Source organism: Actinocorallia aurantiaca (assembly GCF_039533685.1).
Classification (GTDB): domain Bacteria; phylum Actinomycetota; class Actinomycetes; order Streptosporangiales; family Streptosporangiaceae; genus Actinocorallia; species Actinocorallia aurantiaca.
The window spans coordinates 55,195-75,898 of record NZ_BAAATZ010000029.1; the positions used below are offsets into that span (position 1 = coordinate 55,195).

Genomic DNA, 20,704 nt, shown 5'->3' on the forward strand with positions numbered 1-20,704 from the left:
GCGGCGGCCTCGACGGCCTCGGCGTACCGGGAGCGGGGGAGCAGGACTCTGGTGTGGGCGCCGCAGACCTGGCCTGACAGGTGCATGGCTCCGGCCACGAGGGCCGGGACGACCACGGCGATGTCGGCGTCGTCGAGGACGACGGCCGCGGACTTTCCGCCGAGTTCCAGCGAGACCCGTTTGACCTGCTCGCCGCAGAGGCTCATGATCCGCTTGCCCGCCGCCGTCGAGCCGGTGAAGGCGATCTTGTCGGTGCCGGGGTGGCGCACCAGGTGCTCGCCCGCCTCGCGGCCGCCCGGGAGCAGGTTGACCACGCCGTCCGGGACGCCCGCCTCGGCGAGGGCCTCGGCCAGGAGGTATCCGCTGAGGGGGGCCTCCGGCGGCGGCTTGACGACCACGCTGCATCCTGCGGCCAGCGCCGGGGCGGTCTTCCACGCGGCGAGGGTGACCGGGGCGTTCCACGGGACGATCACCGCGACCACCCCGACGGGTTCGCCGGTCACCAGTCCGGCGCGGTCGCCCGTGGCCACCTCGCGTTCGAACGGGTGGGTGCGGATCAGTCCGGCGTAGTAGTCGAAGAGGGGCGCGACCATCCCGGTCTGGGCGCGGGGCGCCTGGCTGATGGCGCAGCCCATCTCGTCGACGGTGATTCCGGCGATCTCGGCTTCGCGCTTGCGCAGGACGACCGCCGCCCGTGCCAGGACGTCGGCGCGCTCGTCCGGCGTCATGCGGGGCCAGGGGCCCTCGTCGAACGCCGTGCGCGCCGCGTCGACCGCGCGGTCGACGTCGGCCTCGAGGGCGACGGGGACCTCGCCGACGACCTCCTCGGTGGAGGGGGAGACCACCTCGAGGCGGTCTCTGCCCGAGGGCGCGGCCCAGGAGCCTCCGATGAAGAACTCCCGCCGGTACATGAGCCGGTCGTCCACATGCCCTCCCGCGATCAGGATCCGGAGCCTAGCTTGGTGAGTGAACGCCCGCTATTCTAAGACGAAAGTATGTGAGTATTCACTTGCTATCGGAGTGCTGATGGATCTGCTGCTGCGCGGGGCTTCACTGGTCGACGGCACGGGAGCTCCCGCCCGCCCCGCCGACGTCGCCGTCGAAGGAGACCGCATCACCGCGGTTCGCGATCCGGGAGAACTCGTCCCAGGGCTCGGCACCGAGGTCGTCGACCTGGACGGGCTCACCCTGGCGCCCGGCTTCATCGACGTCCACACGCACTACGACGCGCAGATCCTCTGGGACGCCGACCTCACCCCCTCCAGCTGGCACGGCGTGACCAGCGTCGTCATGGGCAACTGCGGTTTCGGCGTCGCCCCGACCCGTCCGGAGCACCGCGAGATCGTCGTCCGCACGCTGGAGAACGTCGAAGGCATGTCGATGGAGGCCCTCGACGCCGGCATCGACTGGTGCTTCGAGGACTTCCCCGAATACCTGGACGCCGTCGACCGGCGGCGCAAACGCCTCAACGTCGGCGCGTTCATCGGGCACACCCCGCTGCGGCTCTTCGTGACCGGAGGAGAGGAGCGCCCCGCCACCGCCGACGAGGTGGACGCCATGCGGCGCGTGGTGCGCGAGGCGCTGGAGGCCGGGGCCATCGGGTTCTCGACCTCGCGGCAGCCCGCCCACCAGGGGGCCTTCGGGCGTCCGGTGCCGAGCCGGTTCGCCGAGACCGACGAGGTGTACGCGATCGCGTCGGTGCTCGGCGAGCTCGGCAAGGGCGTCCTACAGGTGTCGATCGGGCCGGGGATGTTCGTCGAGCAGTTCTCCGAGATCGCCACCCGTTACGGCATCCCCGTCACCTGGACGGCGCTGATGGCGCGTGCGGACAAGCCCGGCGCGGCGCTGCGCACGGTCGAGCGCGGCGGCGCGCTCCCCGGCGAGGTCTACCCGCAGATCGCCTGCCGCCCGATCGTCATGCAGATCGGCATGGCCGACCCCGTCCCGCTCGCCGAGATCGACGAGTGGAAGGAGGCCCTGGCCCTGCCCCGCGCCGAGCGGGCCGGCCTCTACCGGGACGCGGAGTGGCGGGACCGCGCCCGCGAGACGACGCTCAAGGCCTGGAGCCACCGCTGGCCGAAGACCGCCGTGGAGGAAACTGACGTCCATCACGACGCCGTCGGCATCCCCCTCGACCGGCTGGCCGAGGAGCGAGGCACCACGCCCTTCGACCTGATGCTCGACCTGGCCCTCAGCGACGGCATGGCCACCCGCTTCCGGATCGTCCTGGACAACGACGGCGACGGCGAGATCGGCGGACTGCTCGCCGACCGGCGCACGCTGCTCGGCCTGTCGGACGCGGGCGCGCACGCCACCCAGCTGTGCGACGCCTGCTACTCCACCCACCTGCTCGGGCACTGGGTGCGCGAACGCGGGGCGATCACGTTGGAGGAGGCCGTCTGGCGGCTGACCGGCCACCCCCACCAGGCGTTCCGCATCAAGGAACGCGGCCTGGTGAAGGAGGGCTTCCACGCCGACCTCGTCGCCTTCGACCCGTGGACGGTCGGCACCACCCCCGTCGAACGCGTCCACGACCAGCCCGGCGGCGCCGACCGCCTCGTCGTGCGCAGCACCGGAGTCGAGCACATGTGGGTCAACGGCACCGCCACCCGCGCCGGCGGCGAGGAGATCGCCGGCGCCGCGCCCGGACGCCTCATCCGCAGCTGAGGCCCACGGCAGTCACCCCCGTTCTGAAGAGGAGCCCCTGATGGCGGACAGCACCGAGGCCTACTACGACCCGTACGACGTCGAGATAGACGCCGACCCCTACCCGGTGTTCCGGCGGCTGCGGGAGGAGTCGCCGCTCTACTACAACGAGCAGTACGACTTCTACGCGGTCAGCCGTTTCGACGACGTCGAGGCGGGCCTGGGCGACCACCGGACCTTCATCTCGGGCCGGGGCGCGATCCTCGAGCTGATCAAGGCGAACCTCGAGTACCCGCCCGGTGTTGTCATCTTCGAGGACCCGCCGCTGCACACCGTCCACCGCAAGCTGCTCTCGGGGATCTTCACCCCGCGCAAGGTGCTCGCCCTCGAACCGAAGATCAGGGACTTCTGCGCCCGCAGCCTCGACACGCTGCCCGATCCCGGGCGGTTCGACTTCGTCGCCGACCTCGGCGCGCAGGTGCCGATGCGCACGATCGGCATGCTGCTGGGCATCCCGGAGGCCGACCAGGAGGCGATCCGCGACCGGGTCGACGACAGCCTCCGCACCGAGGACGGCCGCCCCATGGAGCTGAATATGGAGTTCCTCGCCGGGGAGGCGTTCGGCGCCTACATCGACTGGCGCGCCGAGAACCCGTCCGACGACATCATGACCGACCTGCTCCAGGCCGAGTTCGAGGACGAGACCGGCACCCGCCGGAAGCTGACCCGCGAGGAGATCCTCACCTACGTGACCGTGGTCGCCGGAGCGGGCAACGAGACCACCAACCGCCTGATCGGCTGGGCGGGAAAGGTCCTGGGCGACCACCACGACCAGCGCCGCGAACTGGCGGAGAACCCCTCCCTCATCCCCGCCGCGATCGAGGAACTGCTGCGCTTCGAACCACCCGCCCACCACATGGCCCGATACGTGACGCGTGACGTGGAACTGCACGGCCGCACAGTGCCCGAGGGCAGCTCGATGCTCTTCCTGGTCGCCTCCGCCAACCGCGACGACCGCCGCTTCCCCGACGGCGACACCTTCGACATCCACCGCAAGCCCACCCAGTCGCTCACCTTCGGCAAGGGCGCCCACTTCTGCCTCGGCGCCGCCCTGGCCCGCCTGGAGGGCCGCATCGCCCTGGAGGAGATCCTGAAGCGCTTCCCCGAATGGGAGGTCGACGTCAGCGCCGCCAAACTGGCCCCGACCTCGACCGTCCGCGGCTGGGAGTCGCTGCCCGCCCGCGTCTCCTGAACCCCGGGCAGGAGGGGCGGGCCTTCGCGTAGGAGGCCCGCCCTCTTCGCGATCCGTCCTCGTCTCGTCCACGGAATCGCCTGATGTTCCTGCGATTCGTTCTCCAAGGACGGACATGTCAGGTAGTCGAGAGCTTCGGTGGAGACGCATGCCGCGACGCTTGCAGTCACGCGGTAGGTGGGTCAGGACTCGGTCGGGACGGGGTTCACGCGCCGTGAGCCCGTCCGCTTCCCGTTCAGCGTGACTTCAGGATGAGGAGGTCGGTCTTGGCGTTGGGCACGTCCTCCTGGCCGGCTCCCACCGCCCAGTACTGCCCGGTGCCGGGGATCTGGGTGAACGCGGTGAGGTAGTAGCCGGCGGGCGGGGTCGGCCGCAGCTCTTCGGGCGGTTCGGTCGGCTCGGGGTCGTAGGGGACCGGGGTGTGGCAGCAGTTCTCCGGTGGGGCCTGCGCCGGATCGTAGGTGAAGGTCGTGCCGTCCCAGTGGCCGAAGTGCCGGGACCCGGGCATGCCGGAACCCTTGATGACGTTGATCTGGACCCAGATGTCGTTCTCGGTGTCGACCCTGAGTTCGAGGAACATGTCGGTCGCGGCCGGGTCGATCTCCTTCACGTCGATGGCGAAGATCTCCTCCCAGGCGTTGTCCATGAACTTCGCGACGTAGCCCTGGGTGTCGTGCATGCCGGATCCGTTTGGGTCGTCCCTGCGGTGGAGGCCGAAGACGCCCTCGGGGAGGAACGCCGTCCGCCAGAGGTCCGGGACCACGGTCCAGGACGTGCCATTCCACGCGCAGTTGGCAGACTGGCCGTTCAGCACCCAGAAGGTGCCGTGCACGACTTCGTGGTGCCGAAACGGCACCTGTCTGGGAATGCCGGGAGCCTGGTGAGGGCGGTGCCGTTCCAGTGCGCGAAGACCGGAGTGCCGTCGACGCCGGTTCCCTGGAGGTAGACGTTGCCGGGACCCTTGGCGTGGATCTTGTGGACGCTGCCCATGCCGCCGAAGAAGTTCCACGGGTCGTAGCTGGTCCAGCGGGTGCCGTCCCAGCGTTGGGTGACCGGCTTGGGCGGGACCGGGCAGATGCGGTGGCGGACCTCGTACGGCGGGCCCGTGTCGGGGGTGTGGGTGGCGGTCTCGAAGTAGCAGAACTCGCCCTGGGTCCCGACGATCCAGACGTCGTTCGGCCCGGTGGCCTCGACGTCCAGCAGGGCGCCGCGCGGCCAGGTGAAGTTGGCGGTCGCCCGGTCCCAGGTGAGATCGGCGTGAGCGGGTGAGGCCAGGGTCAGGACGGACACCAGGGCGGCCGCCCCGGCGGCGGCCGAGCGGAGAAGGTTCATCGCGCTCCTCGGGGAAAAGTTTCCCGAAGGGCGGCACGTCGGTAATTCATCCGAGCTTGTCCATCCGGGAGAAAGCCCGCCCGTTTTTGGTGGGTTCCGACGGACCCGCGCTGGGCCGCACTCCCGTGGGCCGCCGCGAGCAGGGTCGAGGCGGCCCGTTCGGTAGGGGAACGCTGCTCTGTCAGCCTCGGACCGGGGGCTCCAGGTTGTAGAGCGCGGTCGCGGTGTGCTGGAGGACCTTGCCGATGGTCTCCTCGGGGAGGCCGCCGAGGGCGAGTTCCATGACGTCGCGGGGGCTGGGGGACTCCGAGGCGGGGCCGGGGGAGAGGCTGGTGGCGTGGGGGAAGTCGGTCTCGAACATGAGGTTGTCGCCGAGCTGGTCGATGACCGAGCGGACGGACTGGCGTTCGAACCAGAACATGCCGTAGATCTGGCGCTTCATGTACTCGCTGGGGAGGAGGCGGTCGGGGTAGTCCTTGTGGGCTCCGACGTTCAGCCACTGCCAGTCCATGGTCTCGCTGAAGAACGGGAGCCAGCCGGCGCCGTTCTCCACCGAGACGAACTTCAGGTCGGGGTAGCGGTGGCAGACGCCGCTCAGCACGACCTCGGCGATGTTCTGGGCGTTGCCTAGCAGGACGAGGGAGCTCTCGCGGGTGAAGTCCATCTTCTTGGACTGGTCGACGGCGCCCTTGAGGTCCTCGTCGGTGGCGAGGAAGCCGACGTGGAAGTTCATGCTGAGGCCCATCTCCTGGGCCAGGCCCAGCAGCGGCTCCCAGTAGTCGTCGATGAGGCGGGGGAGGCCGACCTTGTCGTAGCGGGCGGCGAATAGGACGCCCTTGTGGCCCATCGCGTGTGCGCGCTTCATCTCCGCGACGGACTCGTCGATGTCCCAGAACGGGAGCATCATCATGGGGATGAGGCGCTTGGGGTCGGCCGAGCAGAACTCGGTGACCCAGTCGTTGTAGGCCTTGACGCACAGGGTCGCCAGCTCGCGCGGCATCTGGTTGAGGAACCGGTGGCTGTGGAAGCCGACGATGTTCGGATACATCACCTGGTAGTAGACGCCCACCTGGTCGTTGTAGGCCAGGCGCTCCTTGGGGTCGATCGCGGCGGGCAGCGCCTCCGACAGGCGCTTGGGGTGCGACGGGGGGAACTCCGCCCAGCCCGCCTGGGCGAAGGCGCCCACGCCGTACAGCTTGCGGTCGCCGATGTACCAGACGTCCTCCTGCCGCCGCTCGTGGAACCTGACGTGCGGCACGAGGTCGCCCCATTTCGCCGTCGGGATGCGGGAGGTCCACAGGTCGGCGGGCTCGATGATGTGGGAGTCGACGTCGGCGACCGCGTAACGCTCGCACAGCGCGGTCTCGGGCGTTTCCTGGTCGGCCATGCGCGTGGGCTCCTTCTGCGTCGAGTAAGAGAGTGTGTACTCACTTACATTAGGCTCGGGGTCCCGGGCGCGCAACGGTTCAGGACTCCGGTTCGGGGACGCCGCGCAGACGCGGGGCCATCATCAGCGGGGTCACGCTGAGCACGCCGGAGTCCACCGGCAGGACGGCGCCCGTGATCCACCGGGCCTCGTCGCTCACCAGGAACGCCGCCGCCCAGCCGACGTCCCAGCCGTCGCCGGGTGTCCCCAGCAGGCCCGCCTCGCTGCGCATCGTGTTCATGAACTCCGCGCGCGGCCCCGGCGCGGAGACCGACATGACCATCGGCGTGGTGATGTGCCCGGGCGCGACGGCGTTGACCCGGATGCCCTGACGGCCGTGCGCGTACGCCATGTCGACGGTCATCGCGATCAGCCCGCCCTTGGCCGCCGAATAGGCGACCGTGCCGTCGCCGCGCAGGGCCGAGATGGACGAGATGTTCACGATCGAGCCGCCGCCCTGGGCGGCCATCACGGGGACCGCGTACTTCGACGCCAGGAACGCGGTGCGCAGGTTGATGTCGAAGGCCCTGTCCCAGTCCTCCTCCGTGGTGTCGACGACCGTCCCGAGGGCGGCGCGGCCGATGTTGTTGACCAGGATGTCGACCGTCCCGAACGCCTCGACGGCCGCGGCGACCATCTCCTCGCAGTCGGCCGCCAGAGAGACGTCGCCGGAGAAGACCTCGGCGCGGCCGCCCTCCTCCTCGATCAGCTTGCGTGTCTCCTCGGCCCGCTCGGCGTGCAGGTCGACGAGCAGGACACTCGCGCCCTCCCGCGCCAGCACGATCGCGGTCGCTTTCCCCGTGCCGATGCCGGGACCGGGCGTCGAGCCCGCTCCCGTGACGATCGCGGCCCTGCCTTCGACCCGGCCCCTGCGCTCCACCATGGGATCTCCTTCTCCGTCGTGCGAATGGTCGTGCTACCAGCGGGTCAGCAGCGCCGCGCCCGCCTCGATGCCCCCGACGTTGGTCACCGCGGCGACCTCGGCGCCCTCGACCTGACGGGCGCCCGCCTCGCCGCGCAGCTGCCGCACCGCCTCCGCGGTATGGCCGAAAGCGGCGTGCAGCCGGCCGCCGGACAGCTGGCCGCCCCAGGTGTTCAGCGGAAGTTCGCCGCCGAGGGCGATGCGCTTGCCGCCCTCCACGAACGCCCCGGCCTCCCCGGTCCCGCAGAAGCCCATGGCCTCCAGCCACCAGACGGCCTCGATGGTGAAACCGTCGTAGAGCTGGGCGGTGTCGACGTCGGCGGGACGCAGATCCGTCCGCGCCCACATCGCCCGTGCGGCGCCGTGCCCGACACGTCCCATGTCCTCCCACTGCTCCCAGGATGGACGACCTTCGACGACCCCGGCCATCGCCTCGATACCGACGGGCGCCCGCAGGTCGGGCGCGGTCTCGGCGGCGGAGACGACGATCGCTGTGGCCCCGTCGGCCGGGACGTCGCAGTCGTACAGGCACATCGGCGTCGAGATCATCCGCGAGTCCAGGTAGTCCTCGACGGTCAGCGGTGACCGGTAGACCGCGTCCGGGTTGAGGGCGGCGTGCGCCCGCTGTGTCACCGGGATCCACGCCAGCTGTTCGCGGGTGACGCCATACTCGTGCATGTAGCGGGTGGCGTAGGGGGCCACCTGGCAGACGGGCGACAACATGCCGACGGGCAGCAGCCAGGCCAGTGGCCCTTCGGCGACGGGTTTGGTCGACCCGTACGCCGGACGCCCTCCGGCTCCCCGGGCGGCGCTGCCCTCCTTCACGGTCCGCCAGATGACGACGTGGCGGGCCTGCCCGGTGGCCACCGCCTGGGCCGGCCCGTAGAAAGGCAGGGCCATGCCCTCGTTGATCCCCTGCCGCCAGGTGGTGGTGATCCGCAGTGCGTCCTGGACCTCGTAGAGGTTGCCGTTGGCGTAGCCGGGCAGGTTGGCCGCGCCGCCGCCGGGGAACATGGCCAGGCCGTCGATGTCGTCGACGGTCAGGCCCGCGTCCTCGACCGCGGCGAGGACGGCGTCGAGCGTGAGCTGGAATCCGGACCGGCCGACCTGGCGGCCGATCTCGGACTGGCCGACGCCGGAGATCACGGCCCGGCGTTCGAAGAGGTCGGTGCCCAAGAAGTCCTCCGTTCAGCGCACGGCCGTGAAGCTGGGGATGGCGAACCCGCCCGGGCCCGGTTCGAAGCCGACCTCGACGGCCATGCCGACGGACACCTCCTCGGGCGGACAGCCCCGCAGCCGCCCCGCGACCCGCACGCCGGGCCGCCCGGGAAACTCCACGAGGACGACGGCGTACGGCACTTCGAGGCCGGGAAGCCAGCGCTGATGGTTGACGGTGAGGCTGTAGACCTCGCCGCGTCCGGTGACCTCAGCGAACCCGGTCGGCCTGGCCCGGCACGAGCGGCAGATCCCGCGTGGAGGGAAGGACTCGGCGCCGCAGGCCGGGCAGTGCTCGACGAGCAGGCGGCCCTCCTTCGCGGCGGTCCAGAACGGCTCGGTCTCCTCGGTGACGGCGGGCGGTATCCCGGTCGTCGCGTCCATGGGCATTCGACCTCCGATGGGGGAGAATGTCATTCTCTTACTACTACATAAAAAAGTGAGCGTTTGCTATCTTCGCGGCAGTGCGGTCCGGGACAGACCGGACGCCGGGACGTGGAGGAGACGCGGTGCCAGGCGATCGCATCACCCTGGGAGCGGCGGCGATCCCCGAACCCGAACGGGACTGGCTGGCCGCGGTCGAACGGCTTCCGGTCGAGTCGGTCTGGCAGGGCGGCCACGTCCTGCCGCCGGGCGCCACCGGAGAGGCCGTCACCCGGCTCGCGCTGATGTCGGCCTGGACCGAGCGGGTGCGCGTGGGCAGCGCCGTCCTGGTGCTGCCCCTGTACCAGCCCGTGGTCGTGGCCAAGCAGCTGGCCGACCTCGACTCCCGCTCGGGCGGCAGGCTCACCGTCGGCGTGGGCGCGGGAGGGGAGTTCCGCCACGAGTTCGACGCCGTCGGAGTGCCGGTCGGCGAGCGCGGTCCCCGCACCGACGAGGCGATGGAGATCCTCCGCAAGCTCTGGAGCGGCGGCCCCGCCACCCACCGGGGCAGGTTCTTCGCGTTCGAGGACGTGGAGCTGCACCCGGTGAGGCCGCCGGGAGCCGCCGGCCCGGCGGGGCGGAAGGGCGGCCCGCCGCTCGTCGTCTCCGGCCGCAAGGCCCCCGCCATGCGCCGGGCCGCCCGCCTCGGCGACGGCTGGATGCCCTACCTGATGTCCCCCGGCGCCTACGCCCGCTCCGTGCAGACCGTCCAGGAGGAGGCCCGCACGATCGGCCGGGACCTGGCGGGCTTCGAATGGGCGATGTACCTCTACTGCTCGATCCGCCGCGACGGCGACCGCGCCCGCGACGACGTCGCGACCTTCCTCGGCTCCGCCTACGGCGACAAACCCGCCGCCATGCTCGACCGGATCGCACCCGCCGGCACCCCCGAAGAGGTCGCCGAGCGCTTCCAGGCGTACATCGACGCGGGAGTTCGGCATCTCATCATCTCCCCGGCGGCCCACGACGACACCCTCGAAGTCGTCAGGCTCGCCGCCGAGGAAGTGCTCCCGCGCCTGTCCCTCCCGGCGGAGGTGAGGTGACGCGATGAGCGGTTCCCTCTCCGCAGGGCCCTGCGCGGGGCTGTCCGTGGTCGAGGTCGTGGTCGGCACCAGTGAACTCGGCCTCGGGCTCGCCGGAGGAGTGCCGGGGATGCTGCTCGCCGGGCTCGGCGCCGAGGTGACCCGGGTGACGGGTACCGAGAGCGCGCCCATCGACGCGGACGTGCCGTGGGGGCGGGTCTGGCATCGGGACAAGCGGGTCGTCGCCATCGATGACCGGGACGAGGTCTTCGCGCTGCTCCGTGACGCGGACGTCGCGCTGGTCTACGGGCCGGAGGAGCTCGTGGAGCGGCGCGGGCTGGGGTACCGGGAGCCGGCGGCGGCGAACCCGTCGCTGGTCTACGCCCGGTGCCGTCCCAGCCGTACGGCCAAAGGTGCCGTCGCGGACCACGGACTGCTGGTGGAGGCCGCCGCCGGGTTCTGCACCCAGCTCGCCGGGCACCGGCCGGGGCCGATCTTCGCCGATGTGCGGGCGCCCGGCATCGGGACGGCGTCCCTGCTGACGGTGTCCGTGCTGGGGCTGCTGCGGCGCAGGGCGCTCACGGGGGAGGGCGGGTGGGCCGAGACCTCCCTGTACGACGGGATGCTCGCCACGCTCGGATGCATGATCGGCCGGTCGGAGCGCGCGGCGCCCGAGATCGAGGGGTACTGGGAGAAGGGGTCGACGTTCCCGAACTTCCTCTACCGGTGCGCCGACGGCGAGCTGATCCAGGTGTGGTTCGGCGGCAAGGGCATGTACGCCTCGCTGATCGGTGTGCTCGGGGACGAGCCGAGCGAGGAGGGCTACTACGCCGACCAGATGACCGGGCGGCTCGGAGTACGGGCCGAGCGGTGGGTGTCGCTGTTCGCGAAACGGCCGCGGGACGTCTGGATCCGGGAGTTGCGCGAGGCCGGGGTGGCCTGCGAGCCGGTGCTCGGTCCCGGCGAGGCGCTCGCCGACCCGCACTCGGCCGAGGTCGGGCTGGCCGTCACGCGGACCGAAGGCGGCCACCGCGACGTCGTCTTCGGCGCGCCGATCTCGGTGAGCCCGCTCGCGGCCGGCCTGATTTCGGATGCTCCGCTCGCGGACGCCCCGGCCGTGAACCGGCCGCCCGGCGGTGGGCGGGGGCTGCTCTCAGGGCTGCGGGTCGCGGACTTCTCGGCGTTCGTGGCGGGGCCGCTGGCCGCCGAGGTCCTCGCCGACCTGGGGGCGGACGTCGTCAAGGTGGAGCCGCCCGGGGGGGAGGCGATGCGGGCCGCCGCGTACGCCGTCGCGGCGTGCCAGCGGGGGAAGCGGAGCGTGGCGCTGGACATCGGCGCCCCGGAGGCGCGGGACGCCGTGGAGAGGCTGCTGGGCTGGGCCGACGTCGTGGTGCACAACTTCCGGGTCGGGGTCGCCGAGCGGCTGGGCATCGGGGCGGAGACCGTCGCCCGGCTGAACCCGGGCGCGGTGTACTGCCATGCCAGCGCCTTCGGCGACACCGGCCCCCGGGCGCGCTTCCCCGGCAACGATGCACTCATGCAGGCGGTCACCGGGTTCGAACGGGCCATCGGCGGCGAGGGCAACGAACCGATCGCCGCCACGTGGATCCCGATCGACATGGCCGGCGGGTGGGTGGCCGCGGCGGGCATCCTCGCAGGACTGTACGCGAGGGCGGTGGACGGCGGCGGCCGTCGTGTGGTGACGAGCCTGCTCGGAGCGGGGATGCTGGCGCACAGCGGCGTCTTCGAACGCGACGGCGAGCTCGTGCGCGGCCCCGGACTCGACGCGCGGCAGACGGGCTACGGGCCGGGCTACCGCATCTACGAGGGCGGTGACGGCGCCTGGTTCGCGCTGGTCGTCCCGGACGGCGAGGCGTGGCGGCGGCTGGCCTCGGAGGTCGCGTCGCTCTCCGAGACGTACGCGCCGTTGCGCGGGGGAGCCGCCGACGCCTCGGCCCGTGAGGCGGAGGGCGTCCTGGAGGCGGCCTTCGCGACCGAGCCCGCGTCCGTGTGGGTGGACCGGCTGCGCGGCCTGGACCTGCTCGTCGAGCCGATCGAGCCGCTGGACCGTGACGGTTTCCGCAGTGCCCTCCTCGACGACCCGGTGAACCGCCGGACGGGCCGGGTCGTGACGTACGAGACCGCCGACTGGGGCCGTTTCGAGCAGATCGGCCCGCTGCTGCGGTACGGGCAGGGGCCCGCCGACGGCCCTCCGCTGATGATCCCGCGCGTCGGTGAGCACACCACGGAGGTCCTCACCGAACTGGGCCTCTCTCCGGAGGAAGTGGACGGGCTCCTGGCGGCGAAGGTCGCCCGGCAACTGGACGAGGAGCGGGCATGAGCACGGAGGACACCGGAGCGACGGACGCGGCCGGGCTCGTACGCGAGATGGGGCGCCGCTTCACGGCGGGTGACTTCGACGGGGCGTTCGCGCTCCTTCATCCGGAGTTCCGCATCCAGCAGCCCGCGTCGTTCCCGCACGGCGGCTGGCATCACGGCCGCGACGGCATGGTCGGGATGGGCGCGGTCTTCGCCCGGTACTGGGATCGCGTGATCGGCGAACCGCACATCCTCGGCTGCGGTGGAGAGCGGGCCGTGCAGATCACCACCCAGACCTGGACGGCCAAGGCGACGGGCCGCTCCGCGACGGTCGACGTCGTCGAGCTGTTCACGGTCGCCGACGGCCTCATCAGGGAGATCAGGGTCTTCCAGCAGGACACGCACGCGCTGCTGGCCACCACGGACGGAGTGATTCCTTGACAGGCCGAAAGGGCGGGGGGAACATAGTAAATGGTTACTCACTTACTTAATTGGATCTTGGCGACCGACCGTCCGGAGGGTGCGCGGCGATGGAGTACCAGCTGATCGATGCCGACGGGCACTACTACGAGCCCGACGACTGCTTCACCCGGCACATCGAGTCGCGCTTCAAGGACGAGACGGTGCGCGTCAGGCGGGGCGCGGACGGCCTCGGCCGGGTCTTCCTCCGCGAGGGGCGCACGTTCATGAGCGTGATGCCGGGCGACTACGCCTCGGCGCCCGGAGCCCTGGAAGGACTGTTCGCGGGCGGCGTCTCCGACGGGTTCACGCACCGCGAGGTCATCAACGCCAGGGACTACCCGGAGTTCATCGAGCGGACCGCCCGGCTCGCCCTGATGGACGAGCAGGGGCTCGAGGCGACCATCATGCTCCCCACCATGGGCGTCGCCGTCGAGAACGACATGCGGGACGACGTCGAGCTGACGTACGCGAGCCTTCGCGCGTTCAACCGCTGGCTGGAGGAGGACTGGGGCTACGGGGACGACGGCCGGATCTTCGCCGTGCCGATGCTCTCGCTCCTGGACCTCGGCCATGCCATGACCGAGCTGCGCCGGGTGATGGACGCGGGCGCCCGGCTCGTCCACCTGTGCCCCGGGCCGACCGGGGGGAGGTCGCCCGCCGATCCGGTCTTCGACCCGTTCTGGGCGACCGTGGCCGAAGCCGGGATCCCGGTGGTGTTCCACGTCTCCAACAGCGGATACCAGCACTTCTACGGCAACCGGTGGTCCGAGGACCCCGCCAACCCCTCGCACCGACAGTCCCCGCTGCAGTGGGCGCTGTGCAACACCGAGCGGCCGCTCGTCGACACGCTCACCGCGCTGACGCTGCACAACCTCTTCGGCCGCCACCCCCAGGTGAGGATCCTCTCGATCGAGAACGGGTCGAGCTGGCTGAAGTCCCTGATGAAGACGGTCGACAAGGCGGCGGCGCTGGGCCGCCGCGGCCCCATGATCGGCGGAAGGCTCCCGGACCGCCCCAGCCTGGCGCTGGCCGAGCACCTGTGGGTCTGCCCGTTCCCGGAGGACGACGTGAACGAGCTCATCGGGGCCATCGGGGCCGACCACGTCCTGTTCGGCTCGGACTACCCGCACCCCGAAGGGCTCAGGGAACCCCGCGACTACATCCCCAGGCTCGCCGGATGCGACGCGGAGGTCACCCGCAAGGTGCTGCGCGGCAACACCGCCGGGCTGCTCGGCCTGCGCGACCACACCCCGGTGATGGGCTGACGCGGCCGTGAAAGTGGCCATCGCCTACGAGGCGGGCGCGGCGCCGGTCGTGGAGGACCTCCCCGTGCCGGCCGTCGGGCCCCGTGATGTCCTGGTGCGGATCGCCGCGAGCGGCATCTGCCACACCGACCTCAACGTGCTCGAAGGGCTGTCGGCGCTCCCGCTCCCGATCGCGCTCGGCCACGAGGGGTGCGGGACCGTCGAGGAGGTCGGCGCGGAGGCGCGCCGCGTCAGGCCGGGGGACCGCGTCCTGGCGTCGGTGGCGCCCGCGTGCGGGATCTGCTGGCAGTGCGTCAACGGGATGTCCAACCAGTGCGAGCTGAACCCGCTGGTGAAGGCGGCTCAGCGCTTCGAGCTCCCGGACGGAAGGCGGGTCGCCGCCGTCTGCGGCTGCGGGACGTTCGCGGAGGCCATGGTCGTCCACGAGGCGTCGGTCGTCCCCGTGCGGACCGACCTGGCCGACGAGGAGCTCGCCCTGCTCGGCTGCGGCGTCACCACCGGCCTCGGCGCCGTCCTCAACACGGCCGCCGTCACCCCCGGCTCCAGCGTCGCGGTGATCGGCTGCGGCGGCGTCGGCCAGTCGGTGGTCCAGGGCGCCCGCATCGCCGGGGCCGCGGTCATCATCGCCGTCGACCCGGTGCCCGGACGGCGGGAGGCGAGCGTCCGCGCCGGTGCCACCCACGCCGTCGACCCTGCGGCGGGCGACCCGGTCGCGCAGGTCAGGGAGCTGACCGGCGGAAGGGGAGCGGACTACGCCTTCGAGGCGGTCGGCCGCCCCGAGCTCATGGTCCAGGCCTTCGACATGGCGCGCGGCCACGGCACGGTGACCCTGGTCGGCATGCCGCCGGTCGGCTCCACCCTGACGCTCCCCGCCGTCCAGGCTGTGTTCTCGGGCAAGCGCCTGGCCGGCTCGGTCCTCGGCGGCGCCCAGATCCTGCGCGACTTCCCGAAGTTCATCCGCCTCGCCGAGTCGGGCAGGCTGGACCTCGGCTCGATGGTCTCCCAGCGGATCAAGCTCGACGAGATCGCCCACGGCATCGAACTCGTGGCCCGCGCCGAGGGCGTCCGCACCGTCATCGTCTGAGTCCGCCGGGTCTGAGCCGGGAGAACGCCGGTCCGGTCGCTCGGGGTCAGTAGGCGATCAGGCGGGGGCCCAGGAGATGGTGGAAGCCCTGGCCCAGAGCAGGGGCGGCGGGGCCGGTGGCGGTGTAGCGGACCTGGGTGCCGTCGGCGTGCCGGACGGTGATGGCGAGGGCGCCGGGGGACTGGTGGACCCACGCCTGATGGATGGTGTGCGCCGGGTGGTGCTTGTAGTCGGCCTGTCGGAGGGTCTGGGCGGCGCTGGTCAGGACGACGATCCTGGAGGCGACGAGCCAGAGCAGGGCGTAAGCGATGCCGACGATGCCGGGGGCGAAGATCAGGGTCTGGGCGGTGCTGGAGGCTCCCTGATCGCCGGCGAGGATGGCCAGGAAGCCGAACACGGCCGAGCCGATGAGCGCCGAGAAGACGTAGCGGGAACGGAAGACCCGTTCGTACCAGTTCTCCATTCGGGTTTCCATGTGGATTCCCTGCACCTCGTAGCCGTGGGGCACGAAGGTGATCGTGACGTCTCCGCCGGGTTCCGCCTGCACTCCGCTGATCCGCATGTTCACGCCTGCTTCGCCTTGGACCGGGGCTTCAGCCCCGTAAATGCGGTTTATTAGATCATGGGAAGAGCGGTTCGACGGGGCGCGGGCTCGGGGTCGCAGGTCGCGGGGCCGCATGGCGTGGTGCTGACGGCCATTGATGTTCGATGGGTGACAGGTATCGGTTCGTCGGCGCGGCGGCCCTGGTCAGCGGGCGGTCCAGCCGCCGTCGACGACGATGGTCTGCCCTGTGACGTAGCGTCCGGCGTCGGAGGCCAGCCAGAGGACGGCGCCGACGATGTCCTCGGCGGAGCCCTCCATCGGCAGGGGGGTGTTGCGGCGCAGGTACTCGGCGGCGCGCTCGCTCTCGTAGAGCACGCCGGTGATCTCGCTGCGGAAGAAGCCGGGAGCCACCGTGTTCACCCGGATGGAGTGCCGCGCCCACTGCACCGCGAGCTCGGCCGCCAGACCGGACAGGCCGGCCTTGCTCGCCGCGTAGGACGCCTGCGGGATGCCGGGGATGCCGACCCGGCCGCTGATGGACGAGATGTTGACGATCGAGCCCCGGCCGGCGGCGCGCATGTGGGGGAAGACGGCCTGCGCGAGCAGGAGCGGCGCCATCAGGTTGAGGCTCATGGTCTGCCGGACGGCGTCGAGCGGCTCGGACTCGGCGCGCTCGGTCGTGAACATGCTCCCCGCGGCGTTGACGAGGATCTCCGGCGGCCCGAGTTCCGCGGCGACGGCCGGCACGACGGAGCCGACCCCGTCCAGCTCGGACAGGTCGCAGGCGACGGCCATGCCGTCGATCTCCCCGGCGAGTCCCTCCAGCCGGTCGCGGCGGCGGGCCACCACGGCGACCCGCGCCCCGGCCGAGGCGAGCGTCCGCGCCACCGAGGCCCCGAGCCCCGACGAGGCGCCCGTCACGATCGCCACCCGTCCCTTGAGCTCGAACATCCGCGTGATGTCACCGTGGTCCGTAGGCACGGGCGTCTCCCTTCGGTCGCGGGACGCGTCGCGTGCGAAGCCTCGGCGGCCCGTCCGCATGGGCGCGTGCCCTGGAGCGCGCGACGGTGCTCGGGACCGCCGCAGGGCAACCCTACGCGTTCTCAATAAGGATGTTAATACTTATAAGGAAAGCGGGCCTGTGTCGGAACCACGGACTCGGGACGGTCGCTCAGCCGCGGCGGAAGCGCTTGCGGCTGCGGGGGGAGGCGGCGTCGATGACCCTGTCCTTGAGGGTGCGGTACACCCAGTCCTGGGTCGCGTTGAGGTGGGCGCGGGCGAGGCGCTCGGCCTCCTCGGCGTCGCCCTTGGCGATGCTCTCCACCAGGCGTTCGTGGGCGCGCTGCGCGGCGGCGCAGTCCTCGCGCGAGGGGTAGGCGCCGCGCGAGATCTGGGCGTCCGCCCAGGCCTCCTCCTGGACCGACCAGAGGGAGGTGAGGCTCTTGACGACGACCCGCAGCGTCGCGTTGGGGTCGAAGCCGACGAGGGCGTCGTGGAACTCGCGCGAGGCGCGGGTGAACGCCGCGCCGTCGTCGAGGCGGCCCTCGCTCACGGTGAGGAGCTCCCGCAGCCGCGGCACCACGGTCTCCAGGCGGTCGGGCCGCCGGGCGCAGTCGGCCGCGCAGATCGGCTCGAGGGTGGCGAGCGCGGCGCCGAGGTCGGGGACCTCGACCTGCATCGCCTGGAGTGTCAGGCCGAGGGCGTAGCCGGCGGTCCCGATGTTCGGGGCGTGCACCGTGGCGCCGCCGCGGTTGCCGCGCCGTACGGTGACGAAGCCCTCGGTCTCCAGGATCCGCAGCGCCTCGCGCACCGAGGGGTAGCTGACGCCGAACTGCGCGACGAGCTCGTCCTGCTTGGGGAGTGTCGACCCGTCGGCGAAGCCGCCCGCGAGGATCCGCTCGCGCAGCTCGGCGGCGATCAGCTCCGCCATGCGCAGCTGCCCGATCTTCTGGTGCTCGGCGTGCCCGGCCCCTGCGGCTTCCATGATTGCAAGGTTAGCAGTGATGGAGCCTGGTCCTCATGCCGTTCCGGACCGCCCCGGCGGCCCGAGGAGCTCGGCCAGCCGGGTGCGCTGCACCTTGCCCATGGCGTTCAGCGGCAGGGCGTCGACCTGGGACCAGATCTCCGGGACCTTGTACGCCGCGAGCTCCCGGCGGCAGTGCTCGGCGAGCGCGTCGAAGTCGAGCCGGGGGCCCGCGCTCTGGACCACGGCGGCCACCCGCTGGCCGAGCCGGTCGTCGGGCACGGGGCACACGGCCACCGCGGCGACGCCGGGGTACGCCGAGATCACCCGTTCCACCTCGAGCGGATAGACGTTCGCGCCGCCGCGGATGATGACCAGCTTCTTGCGGTCCAGCACTGTCAGCCATCCGTCGCCGTCGACGGTGCCGACGTCGCCGGTGGGGACCGGCCCGGGCTCCGGCGGCCGGACGCCGCCCTTCTCCCAGTAGCCGAGCATCGGCGTCCACGCGCCCGCCCACGGCCCGGCGGAGGCTCCGCTCAACCGCAGCTCACCGAGCTCACCGGCCGGGAGCCGGTTGCCGTCGTCGTCGTACGCCGCGACGTCGTAGTGGGGGAGCACCCGCCCGCTCGTGCCCGGCCGCCACTCCTCGCCGGCGGGGTCGATCGAGACGACGGTCGGCGCCTCGGTCAGGCCGTAGGTGACCCGGGGGAGGAGTCTGTGCGTCTCGGCGAATGCCCGGCGCAGGGCGTCCGGGGTGTCGCCGCCGCCGCTCCACACCTCTTGGAGCGGGCCGAGGTCGAGGTCCGGGCGCCGGGCGAGGTCGTGGAGCTGCGCGGGGGCGCCGTTCCACACCGTGACGCGCCGCGAGGAGATCCAGCCGGCGACGCCTTCGACGTCCCGCCGGTCCATCACGACGGAGCACCCGCCCGCCTGCGCGGTGAGCAGGGTGGACAGGACCATGAGGTTGAGGATCGTCAGCGGGAAGCTGTCGCCCTTGCGCAGGTCGGGCCCCCAGCCGCGGGTCGCGACGAGGACCGCGCCCGGCAGGAGCAGGTTGCGCTGGCTGTGCACGACCGCCTTGGGGTGCCCGGACGTGCCGCTGGTGAAGGAGATCCCGGCGGGCGCGTCGGGGTCCGTCTCGATCGGGGGCGCCGCCTCGCCGCGGGCCGTCAGCTCCGCCCACCGGCCGGGGTCGACGCGGCCCGGCGAATCCGGCAGGTAGCGTGCTCCGGCCAGTACGACCGCCGGTTCGCAGAGGTCGTGCAGCCCCTGCTGCTCGTTCGCCGAGAGCGCTTCGCCGATCCCCGCCCAGATCGCCCCGATCCGCTGCGCGCCGTGGAAGACCGCGACGATGTCCAGGTCGTTGGGCAGGCAGGCCGCGACGCGGTCGCCGGGGCGGACGCCCAGCGACCACAGCGCGCCGGCCGCCCGCCGCGCGCGGTCGTCGAGTTCGGCGTAGGACCACGCCCCGGACGCGGCCTCGATCGCGGTGGCGTGCGGGCGCGAGGCGAGCGTGGCGTCCAGGACCCGGGCGATCGTGCCGGGCCGGCCGCTGCCGTCGATGTCGCTCATGACAATCTTGCTATCACTATCCTTATAAGTATTCAATGTATGGCGACGGAACATCGGGCGGAAGGCGGGGCCACATGCCAGGCGGACGAGCACACCAGACCTTCCCCGAGCGCACGGGTCCTCTGGCCGGAGTCCGGGTCCTCGACCTGACGACGATGGTCATGGGCCCCTACAGCACGCAGATCATGGCCGACATGGGGGCCGACGTGATCAAGGTCGAGTCCCCGGCGGGAGACGACACGCGCTACATCTCGGTCGGCCCGGAGCCCGGCATGGGCGGCGTCTTCGTCAACGTGAACCGAGGCAAGCGCAGCGTGGTGCTGGATCTGCGCTCAGAGCACGGCAAGGACGCCCTGCGCGAGCTCATCGAACGCAGCGACGTGCTCATCCACTCGATGCGCGCGAAGGCGATCGCCAGGCTCGGATTCGGCTACGAGGAGGTGGCCGCGATCAACCCGTCGATCGTCTACACCAACTGCTACGGCTACGGACGCCGGGGCCCGGACGCCGACCTCACCGCCTACGACGACACCATCCAGGCGGAGTGCGGGCTGCCCTCCGTGCAGGAGCGGCTGACCGGCGAGGTCGGCTACGTCGGCACGATCCTGGCGGACAAGGTGGCCGGGCTGACCGCGCTGTACGCCACCGTGATGGCGCTGTTCCACCGCGAGCGGACCGGCGAGGGCCAGGAGGTCGAGGTCGCGATGTTCGAGACCATGGCCGCGTTCATGCTGGTCGAGCACGCCAACGGCGCGATGTTCAGCCCTCCGCTGGGCCCCGCCGCCTATCCCCGCGCCGTGACGCCCGACCGGCGGCCCTACCGGACCAAGGACGGCTACATCTCCGCGCTGGTCTACAACGACAAGCAGTGGGCGGCGTTCGTCGACGCGGTGAGACCGGCGTGGGCAGGTGAACACCTGGCCACGCTCGAGCAGAGGGCGCGCCGGATCGGCGAGGTCTACGCCCTGCTGGGGGAGACCTTCCTGGAGCGCACGACGCGGGACTGGCTCGACCTGCTCCGCTCCCGCGACATCCCGTCGGCCCCCGTCCGCACGCTCGACGAGCTCTTCGACAACCCGCACCTGAACGAGGCCGGGTTCTTCGAGACGGTCGACACCCCCAACGGGCCGGTGCGCTTCCCCGGCGTGCCGGCCTGGTTCTCGCGGACGCCGGGCCGCGTCGCGGGCCCCGCCCCCAGGCTCGGCGCCGACACCGAGGACGTCCTGGACGGACTCGGCCCGGCCTGACTCCCCGGAC

19 protein-coding genes are annotated in these 20,704 nt (G+C 71.7%); 8 read left to right on the top strand and 11 right to left on the bottom strand.

The features are described 5' to 3' along the window. On the bottom strand, positions 1–926 hold a 926-nt coding region (locus tag ABD327_RS28150), incomplete at its 3' end, for an aldehyde dehydrogenase family protein (protein WP_344454595.1). Positions 927–1,026: 100 nt separating this feature from the next. Here ABD327_RS28150 and ABD327_RS28155 point away from each other — a divergent pair. After that, a complete protein-coding gene (locus tag ABD327_RS28155) occupies positions 1,027–2,667 on the top strand; it encodes an N-acyl-D-amino-acid deacylase family protein (RefSeq protein ID WP_344454597.1) in 1,641 nt (546 codons plus the stop codon). A gap of 40 nt (positions 2,668–2,707) precedes the next feature. Further along, a complete protein-coding gene (locus tag ABD327_RS28160) occupies positions 2,708–3,898 on the top strand; it encodes a cytochrome P450 (protein ID WP_344454599.1) in 1,191 nt (396 codons plus the stop codon). A 235-nt stretch (positions 3,899–4,133) separates the two neighbouring features. On the opposite strand, the gene ABD327_RS28165 is transcribed toward ABD327_RS28160, so the two are convergent. The 6 genes from ABD327_RS28165 to ABD327_RS28190 all read right to left on the bottom strand — a co-directional run bounded on the left by ABD327_RS28165 (position 4,134) and on the right by ABD327_RS28190 (position 9,177). Further along, on the bottom strand, positions 4,134–4,730 hold the full coding sequence (locus tag ABD327_RS28165; RefSeq protein ID WP_344454601.1) for a hypothetical protein: 597 nt from the start codon (positions 4,728–4,730) through the stop codon (positions 4,134–4,136). Continuing rightward, complete coding sequence (locus ABD327_RS28170) at positions 4,706–5,230, bottom strand: hypothetical protein (protein ID WP_344454603.1); 525 nt, start codon at positions 5,228–5,230, stop codon at positions 4,706–4,708. The genes ABD327_RS28165 and ABD327_RS28170 overlap by 25 nt, the downstream gene beginning before the upstream one ends. A gap of 181 nt (positions 5,231–5,411) precedes the next feature. Next, complete coding sequence (locus tag ABD327_RS28175; protein WP_344454605.1) at positions 5,412–6,617, bottom strand: amidohydrolase family protein; 1,206 nt, start codon at positions 6,615–6,617, stop codon at positions 5,412–5,414. Between the two features lie 79 nt (positions 6,618–6,696). Beyond that, the gene (locus ABD327_RS28180; RefSeq protein WP_344454607.1) at positions 6,697–7,539 is read right to left on the bottom strand and encodes an SDR family NAD(P)-dependent oxidoreductase; all 843 of its coding nucleotides are present in this window, start codon (positions 7,537–7,539) and stop codon (positions 6,697–6,699) included. A 33-nt stretch (positions 7,540–7,572) separates the two neighbouring features. Beyond that, positions 7,573–8,754, bottom strand: a complete 1,182-nt coding sequence (locus ABD327_RS28185) for a thiolase C-terminal domain-containing protein (RefSeq protein WP_344454609.1) — start codon at positions 8,752–8,754, stop codon at positions 7,573–7,575. A 12-nt stretch (positions 8,755–8,766) separates the two neighbouring features. After that, positions 8,767–9,177, bottom strand: a complete 411-nt coding sequence (locus ABD327_RS28190) for a Zn-ribbon domain-containing OB-fold protein (protein ID WP_344454611.1) — start codon at positions 9,175–9,177, stop codon at positions 8,767–8,769. Between the two features lie 125 nt (positions 9,178–9,302). Here ABD327_RS28190 and ABD327_RS28195 point away from each other — a divergent pair, with 125 nt between their 5' ends. From ABD327_RS28195 to ABD327_RS28215, 5 genes are all read left to right on the top strand, one after another. Further along, positions 9,303–10,259: an LLM class flavin-dependent oxidoreductase gene (locus ABD327_RS28195; RefSeq protein WP_344454613.1), complete on the top strand. Its 957-nt coding sequence runs from the start codon at positions 9,303–9,305 to the stop codon at positions 10,257–10,259. A 4-nt stretch (positions 10,260–10,263) separates the two neighbouring features. Then, a complete protein-coding gene (locus ABD327_RS28200) occupies positions 10,264–12,579 on the top strand; it encodes a CaiB/BaiF CoA-transferase family protein (RefSeq protein ID WP_344454616.1) in 2,316 nt (771 codons plus the stop codon). After that, complete coding sequence (locus ABD327_RS28205; protein ID WP_344454618.1) at positions 12,576–12,998, top strand: nuclear transport factor 2 family protein; 423 nt, start codon at positions 12,576–12,578, stop codon at positions 12,996–12,998. The genes ABD327_RS28200 and ABD327_RS28205 overlap by 4 nt, the downstream gene beginning before the upstream one ends. A gap of 89 nt (positions 12,999–13,087) precedes the next feature. Next, positions 13,088–14,284 carry an amidohydrolase family protein gene (locus ABD327_RS28210; protein ID WP_344454620.1) on the top strand — a complete coding sequence of 399 codons (1,197 nt, stop codon included), beginning with the start codon at positions 13,088–13,090 and terminating at the stop codon, positions 14,282–14,284. Between the two features lie 7 nt (positions 14,285–14,291). Beyond that, the gene (locus ABD327_RS28215; protein ID WP_344454622.1) at positions 14,292–15,368 is read left to right on the top strand and encodes a Zn-dependent alcohol dehydrogenase; all 1,077 of its coding nucleotides are present in this window, start codon (positions 14,292–14,294) and stop codon (positions 15,366–15,368) included. Between the two features lie 46 nt (positions 15,369–15,414). On the opposite strand, the gene ABD327_RS28220 is transcribed toward ABD327_RS28215, so the two are convergent. The 4 genes from ABD327_RS28220 to ABD327_RS28235 all read right to left on the bottom strand — a co-directional run bounded on the left by ABD327_RS28220 (position 15,415) and on the right by ABD327_RS28235 (position 19,447). Further along, a complete protein-coding gene (locus ABD327_RS28220; RefSeq protein ID WP_344454624.1) occupies positions 15,415–15,936 on the bottom strand; it encodes a hypothetical protein in 522 nt (173 codons plus the stop codon). Between the two features lie 180 nt (positions 15,937–16,116). Then, a complete protein-coding gene (locus tag ABD327_RS28225; protein WP_344454626.1) occupies positions 16,117–16,893 on the bottom strand; it encodes an SDR family NAD(P)-dependent oxidoreductase in 777 nt (258 codons plus the stop codon). A gap of 190 nt (positions 16,894–17,083) precedes the next feature. Continuing rightward, a complete protein-coding gene (locus ABD327_RS28230) occupies positions 17,084–17,896 on the bottom strand; it encodes a FadR/GntR family transcriptional regulator (RefSeq protein ID WP_344454628.1) in 813 nt (270 codons plus the stop codon). Positions 17,897–17,929: 33 nt separating this feature from the next. Then, positions 17,930–19,447 (bottom strand): class I adenylate-forming enzyme family protein, encoded by a 1,518-nt coding sequence (locus ABD327_RS28235; RefSeq protein WP_344454631.1) that lies wholly within the window; start codon positions 19,445–19,447, stop codon positions 17,930–17,932. 74 nt (positions 19,448–19,521) lie between these two features. On the opposite strand from ABD327_RS28235, the gene ABD327_RS28240 reads away from it, so the two are divergent. Beyond that, on the top strand, positions 19,522–20,694 hold the full coding sequence (locus ABD327_RS28240; protein WP_344454633.1) for a CaiB/BaiF CoA transferase family protein: 1,173 nt from the start codon (positions 19,522–19,524) through the stop codon (positions 20,692–20,694). Positions 20,695–20,704: the final 10 nt, after the last annotated feature.

Coding starts and splice junctions, on each gene's coding strand:
- ABD327_RS28155 (WP_344454597.1), top strand. CDS start 1,027: ATGGATCTGCTGCTGCGCGGGGCTTCACTGGTCGACGGCACGGGAGCT.
- ABD327_RS28160 (WP_344454599.1), top strand. CDS start 2,708: ATGGCGGACAGCACCGAGGCCTACTACGACCCGTACGACGTCGAGATA.
- ABD327_RS28170 (WP_344454603.1), bottom strand. CDS start 5,230: ATGAACCTTCTCCGCTCGGCCGCCGCCGGGGCGGCCGCCCTGGTGTCC.
- ABD327_RS28175 (WP_344454605.1), bottom strand. CDS start 6,617: ATGGCCGACCAGGAAACGCCCGAGACCGCGCTGTGCGAGCGTTACGCG.
- ABD327_RS28180 (WP_344454607.1), bottom strand. CDS start 7,539: ATGGTGGAGCGCAGGGGCCGGGTCGAAGGCAGGGCCGCGATCGTCACG.
- ABD327_RS28190 (WP_344454611.1), bottom strand. CDS start 9,177: ATGGACGCGACGACCGGGATACCGCCCGCCGTCACCGAGGAGACCGAG.
- ABD327_RS28200 (WP_344454616.1), top strand. CDS start 10,264: ATGAGCGGTTCCCTCTCCGCAGGGCCCTGCGCGGGGCTGTCCGTGGTC.
- ABD327_RS28205 (WP_344454618.1), top strand. CDS start 12,576: ATGAGCACGGAGGACACCGGAGCGACGGACGCGGCCGGGCTCGTACGC.
- ABD327_RS28210 (WP_344454620.1), top strand. CDS start 13,088: ATGGAGTACCAGCTGATCGATGCCGACGGGCACTACTACGAGCCCGAC.
- ABD327_RS28230 (WP_344454628.1), bottom strand. CDS start 17,896: ATGGAAGCCGCAGGGGCCGGGCACGCCGAGCACCAGAAGATCGGGCAG.
- ABD327_RS28235 (WP_344454631.1), bottom strand. CDS start 19,447: ATGAGCGACATCGACGGCAGCGGCCGGCCCGGCACGATCGCCCGGGTC.
- ABD327_RS28240 (WP_344454633.1), top strand. CDS start 19,522: ATGCCAGGCGGACGAGCACACCAGACCTTCCCCGAGCGCACGGGTCCT.